Below are 5,421 nucleotides of genomic sequence, written 5' to 3' on the forward strand. Positions count from 1 at the left end.
AAGCCACACTGCCATTAATAATGACAATGATTGACGAAGTTTTAATTTAAATTGACTTAACTGAATTAGTTAAGGTTGTGTTCTTTTCTATAATTAATAACGCGTTTATCAAAGTTAATCATTAGTGATTTTTTATTCTCTTGATCTTTCATTGATTCAAAGCAAAATAAGAAATCGACTTTATTATTTAAACCTTGAGCCATTTCAGCAACGTGATGTAAACACGTATCGAAGTTGCCTGCAGCATTGCTATTGATGATTTCATCAATGGATGTTTCTGCTTGGGTGTAAGAGAGGTAATCTTCTAAGTAAATGCTAAGCTCAGCTTTGGCTTGCGTTGGGTTGTCATTAACATTGACAAATAACATTAATCGATGACGAACACCTGCAATATCGACATTAAATTTAGCCGCAGCTGCTTGGTAATGGTTTAATAATTCGATACGCTTTTGTTGACTATCATCCCATTTAAACAGTAGGGGCATCCCATATTTCGCCGCTTTTACAACCGTTTCAGGGCTGGTGGCTAAAACATGAATTTGTTTGCCAAGGCTAACAAATGGCGCTAATTTCGTTTCATCATTGTAGCTTTTATCTATGTGGTGTTCGCTAAATGCAACAACATCATAGATAGAGGTATCTTCATCCATAATACGTAATGTTTCTAACGCATTGCTCATGGTTAATGATGGCTCTTGCTGTCCTACATGGTAAAAATTAAGGAAGAAGACGCCATAATTCCATTTTGTCATTTTTATTATCCTGTTATTTATTATTATAGATTTTTTTTGATTTTTTCATTAACCATATTAATAAGGTCGATGACAGCGGCTTTATTTTTCATTGATTCAAAAGATAGCAATACATTCTTTGAACCTGTTTTTTCTAAAGCATATTTAGATGATTCATAATATTCATCTTCTGTACCTACCGCATGTTGCTTAATTAGCTCTTCAATTTTTTCTTCTTGATCTGTATTTGGGTAAGCTTCAGCAATATAACCACGGATATAGTCACGCATTTCTTGTTTAGCAATATCACGATCTGGATTAATGTTAACAAGTAATGGGAATTGGTGATCAACATGAGTAATGTCGACATTATTTTCAGCGGCGACAGTTAAATAACGTTGATAGTAATTTTCTTTTTCTGCCAGCGTATCACTCCAGCGGTAAGTCAGTGGTAGCCCTTTTTTCGCTGCCCACTCCACCACGCCCATGCTGGTCGCTAAAATATACTGTTTTAGGTTTTCTTTACTAATACAGTGTGGGTTGATAGAGATTTTAGGGAAGTTATAAAAGTCATTATTCGCATAACAGTAGTTAGTAGTGATACCGTCATTTAGAATTTCGTAACAGGCTTCGAATTGTTGCTGTTGGCTGTCTCGTTGGCGTTTAAAGAAGTCCATCTCGAAATCACTAACACAATCACTTAACCCAAGAATAAAACGCCCATCTGACATTTGATCAAGTAAGCTAGCTTCTTCTGCAATACGGACTGGGTGGTGAGTGGTGATCACTTGATTCAATGAACCAATATGAAGGCGTTCAGTTAAACCTAGTAGAAAACTTGCAGCTGTCATAGGTGCACCAACGATACCGTTTTTAGAAAAATGGTGTTCGTTCACAAATGCGGTTTTGAAGTGGTACTCGTCTTTATCAACCAAAGCAATAGTATCGATCATGTTGTCTAGTACTGCTTCAGATGTCATACCTTTAAGCTGAAAGTTTAGAAAGAATAATCCAAAATTCATGTTATGTTCCTTATTTATTATTTAATTCAATGGCTTGAATGTGGCAGTTTATTTCGGATCTTTTAGGTATGGCGCCACTTGTGTCATGAAGCGTTCCATCGATGCGATGATTTCTTGCTCAGAACCATTTGCTTCAAAACCAAGGGTGATGTTGTTGATCCCTGTTGCATCGATATCGCGCTGGATAATTTCAATACATTTTTCAGGTGTACCAACAGGGTTTAGGTTATTACTGTAATCAAGACGACGACGGGTATCGGTATGGCCTTGTAGTACAAAGTCACGCCATTGACCTTTGTGATAGTCATAACCACGAGTTTGGTTACTGTCTTTAAAGATATTGGTCGCATTGGTGTAGGACTCGTACCAGTTTGATAGGAAGTCACGGCAGACACTTTCTGCTTTTTCTGGATCTTCATTAACGGAACAGATGAAGGTCATGCTGTGGTCGATATTGTGAATATCGTGCCCATGCTCAGCTGCAATTTCATTGTATAGTTCCATCTGTGCTTTTTTCTCGCTGGTGGTGATGATCCAGCTCAGTACCATTGGTAAACCACGTTCTGCTAGCCAGGTTGTTGTCGCCGCAGATTCCGCTGTCATACAAGTAGGGATCTTGTCTAGGTAGGCTTCTGGATAGACATTTACATCTGGGAATTCAATGTTTTTACCATCAGTGTGTAAAACGCCTGATTTAGAGCCGTCCATGATCATTTTATGGAAATCTTCAGTGATCGAACGAGAATCTTCCATCGTAACACCGAATACCCGGAAGTCTTTATGGTATAAACCACGGACTACGCCAAAGTTAAAACGTCCTTTTGACATTTGATCCAGTAGCAGTAGATCTTCCATTTGACGCGCAGGGTGAGCTGTGGGAAGTACGATACCCATTGTGCCGACGTTAAGTTTTTTGGTGCGACCAAGAATATTGGCACAAGCAACATATAAGTTACCGGTTAGGCCGAATTCAGTGAAGTGGTGCTCAAGTGTCCAGAAGGTGTCGAAGTTTAATTCTTCTGAAGCAACGCCAAGACGAACAAAGCGATCCATGACTTCTTTATGAGATTCACCTGGTGGCTGGTATGAGAAACAAATATTGCCAAATTTCATTATCTTTTCCTTTTGATGACTTGAATAGGTATTGGTTTAAGCGCTAGCGAACATTTCGTTTTCAATTTTATTTTTCAAACGACGTTCATTAACTGTAATAATGGTGAGATCTTCAAAGTTTGGCTCACTAATATTATCAACTAAATCAATCACTTCACTGTCTAAGCCAATGGCTGCTCGAGTAACCGATTGATAGAAGTTACGAAGTACGATCAGGTTTTCACCTAAATCATGTGATGAACCAATGAGTGAATAGATTTTGGTTTTATCGGAGTTCATATTTCCGACCAACTTTTTCACTTCTTGTTGGCAGACCCAATCATCGCCATTAGAAATAAAGGCAATAAAAGGAATATCGAGATCTTTAGTTTTATTGATTGTTGAATCTAAGCTATCCCAATTATTATCAAAACAATCAGTCACAAAGACTTTTGAGCCTAAGTTATAGCCTTCGAAATTTAAATCTTCAGGAATATCGTTAATTTCCATTTGTAGGTAATCATATTTAAGTGCTTTCTCAAGCGTGCTTCTTAAATTAACAACACCAACAGCGGTAATTAAAAATGATAGGTTAATTTCAGCTGCTACATCATAAGCAATACGAGCAGAAAGGCTTGAAGCAATTAATCCAATTTGATCAATACCACGGCCTTTTAGCCATTCAATGACGGTTAATAAACTATGTTTACCAACAGACATAGAGAATTGATTAATTTCACCACTACTTAAGCCGACATGATTTAATGAATCATAACGAATTACATGGAAACCATTATTTGCTAAATATTCAGCAAGACCTGCAAAATGATCCATTCGACGGGCAAAACCTGCGGCAATAACAATCGTGTTATTACGCTTAATCTCTTGATTTTTTGGTAATGTTTCCCATACTCGGATGTGACGATCCTCACCTAAGCTGATCATGTGATCAATAGGTGCAGAGGTTTGATTATTTTTCATGATATTTCTCTTTATGGTACGAAAACGAGGAATTTATCTTCTTCTAGGTAGCGAGTTTGTTCTATTTTTACAGCGACATCTTTAGTGGTATAAGTTGATGGTCTTTCATGTGAAATATATTTAACAAGGCGCTGAAGAGGGCGCATACCATCATGTGCACCACCAACGCGAAATATATTATTCATACCTGATTCAATAATACGTTCCGCACCATGTGACGCTAATGTATCTCTATATTTAAATGATGCTTCCCATGGGGTAATTGAAACCGTTTGGGTTATATCATTTTGTAGATACGGTGTTATTTCTGAAATATCGTTAACATGATGAATATATGCTGAGCGTGATAACGGTTGATTACCAAAAGTACCCGCTGGAGATTGCGTTAATAACCAAGCCTGCTCTTCACCTTTTTGCACTTTATATTTGGCAAATAAACATTCTCTTTCGGTTAAAGAAAACGCACCCTTTTCATCGAAAGATTGGTCACCTTTAGGCAAAATAACTTTATAGATGTTGAGCTGTTTAGTCAGTTCATCGAAAAATTCATCGAGTTTATCACCCATGTAATAGATATCTTGGGTAGAGAAACATGCTTGTTGATCATAAAAACAGATGTCGTGAGCAACACCAATGGCAGCGGCCTTAATATCTGTTGGGTTATCAACAATTGAAATACTTTTCTTTGGACCAAATTTAAGAATATCGACATGCGCAGGGCTATGTTTTGTCGCCCATTTGATTGCATCGTTGCCACCCCAAGCTACAACCACATCTGCACAGTTCATGATTTTTTGTGGGATAGTGATGTCTTCATTATGTGACCAATACATAACTGACATTGATCGAGTAATTGGGTGGTTGGCATCGGTATCAATAAAACTGGAAGCCAGCGCAGTTGCGGTAAATGGATCAGCTGACGATGTTTTAATAATACATTCATTTTTAGTTAAAATTGCACGCAGGATTGATGTCACACCTGATAGCGGAACGTTACCCGCTAATAAATGGATAGATTTACCTTTTGGTAGCGCCTTAACATAGCAATCACCTTGGGGTAGCCATTCATCAACGATATGGCGAGAGCTGAGATCATTTTCAACAATGTCATATAGCGCACTTTTGCTACATAGAATCATCGAAATCCAGTTCGCCTCTAGTTTTGCCATCTCTGGGGAGTAGCCCATGAATTTTACTAGATCACGGATATAAGTAAGGCGACGGCTGTAGTTTTCACTCTTCCATTTTTGTCCAACAGTATACAAGAAGTTAACTATCTGGTTGATATTTAGCTTGTTTTCATTTTTTAGTGAGGTGATAGCCTCTGCATCTTTGTCCGTAATGATAGGTACATTGACGGTGTTATTGTTAAGCGTAAGTTCGCGGACATCATGTTCTGACGTGTCTTGAACTTCGCCTCCAATAATCAGTGGGATCTTCTTAATCATGCAATCTCCATTAGCATATCGTAAGTTTTATATACCCTGTTTGCATAGTTACATGCTGCATAGGGAATAAAATTAGGCTAGGAGAATATTTTTTTTAGTGTAAGTAAATTGTTTTACATTTGTTACGTTTTGAGATTTGGCTCACAT

5 protein-coding genes are annotated in these 5,421 nt (G+C 37.7%); all 5 read right to left on the bottom strand.

Annotation, left to right across the window (positions count from 1 at the left end):
- Positions 1-65 precede the first annotated feature (65 nt).
- From E5A76_RS17155 to luxC, 5 genes are read right to left on the bottom strand one after another with little or no spacing between them, the layout of a single operon-like run.
- Positions 66-752, bottom strand: coding sequence for an LLM class flavin-dependent oxidoreductase (locus E5A76_RS17155; protein ID WP_161119674.1), 687 nt, complete (start codon positions 750-752; stop codon positions 66-68).
- Positions 753-775: 23 nt separating this feature from the next.
- Positions 776-1,753 carry a luciferase subunit beta gene (gene luxB, locus E5A76_RS17160; protein WP_053987809.1) on the bottom strand — a complete coding sequence of 326 codons (978 nt, stop codon included), beginning with the start codon at positions 1,751-1,753 and terminating at the stop codon, positions 776-778.
- A 48-nt stretch (positions 1,754-1,801) separates the two neighbouring features.
- Positions 1,802-2,866, bottom strand: coding sequence for a luciferase subunit alpha (gene luxA / locus E5A76_RS17165; protein WP_060988028.1), 1,065 nt, complete (start codon positions 2,864-2,866; stop codon positions 1,802-1,804).
- Between the two features lie 36 nt (positions 2,867-2,902).
- Complete coding sequence (luxD, locus tag E5A76_RS17170; RefSeq protein ID WP_161119675.1) at positions 2,903-3,826, bottom strand: fatty acid reductase transferase subunit LuxD; 924 nt, start codon at positions 3,824-3,826, stop codon at positions 2,903-2,905.
- An 11-nt stretch (positions 3,827-3,837) separates the two neighbouring features.
- Positions 3,838-5,274, bottom strand: coding sequence for a long-chain-fatty-acyl-CoA reductase LuxC (gene luxC / locus E5A76_RS17175; RefSeq protein WP_053987812.1), 1,437 nt, complete (start codon positions 5,272-5,274; stop codon positions 3,838-3,840).
- Positions 5,275-5,421: the final 147 nt, after the last annotated feature.

Origin of the sequence: Photobacterium lucens (genome assembly GCF_009873615.1) — a bacterium.
Lineage (GTDB): Bacteria > Pseudomonadota > Gammaproteobacteria > Enterobacterales > Vibrionaceae > Photobacterium > Photobacterium lucens.

What these genes read in the sequence shown, in the direction of transcription:
- E5A76_RS17155 (WP_161119674.1), bottom strand. Translation starts at nt 752, where the DNA reads ATGACAAAATGGAATTATGGCGTCTTCTTCCTTAATTTTTACCATGTA.
- luxB (WP_053987809.1), bottom strand. Translation starts at nt 1,753, where the DNA reads ATGAATTTTGGATTATTCTTTCTAAACTTTCAGCTTAAAGGTATGACA.
- luxA (WP_060988028.1), bottom strand. Translation starts at nt 2,866, where the DNA reads ATGAAATTTGGCAATATTTGTTTCTCATACCAGCCACCAGGTGAATCT.
- luxD (WP_161119675.1), bottom strand. Translation starts at nt 3,826, where the DNA reads ATGAAAAATAATCAAACCTCTGCACCTATTGATCACATGATCAGCTTA.
- luxC (WP_053987812.1), bottom strand. Translation starts at nt 5,274, where the DNA reads ATGATTAAGAAGATCCCACTGATTATTGGAGGCGAAGTTCAAGACACG.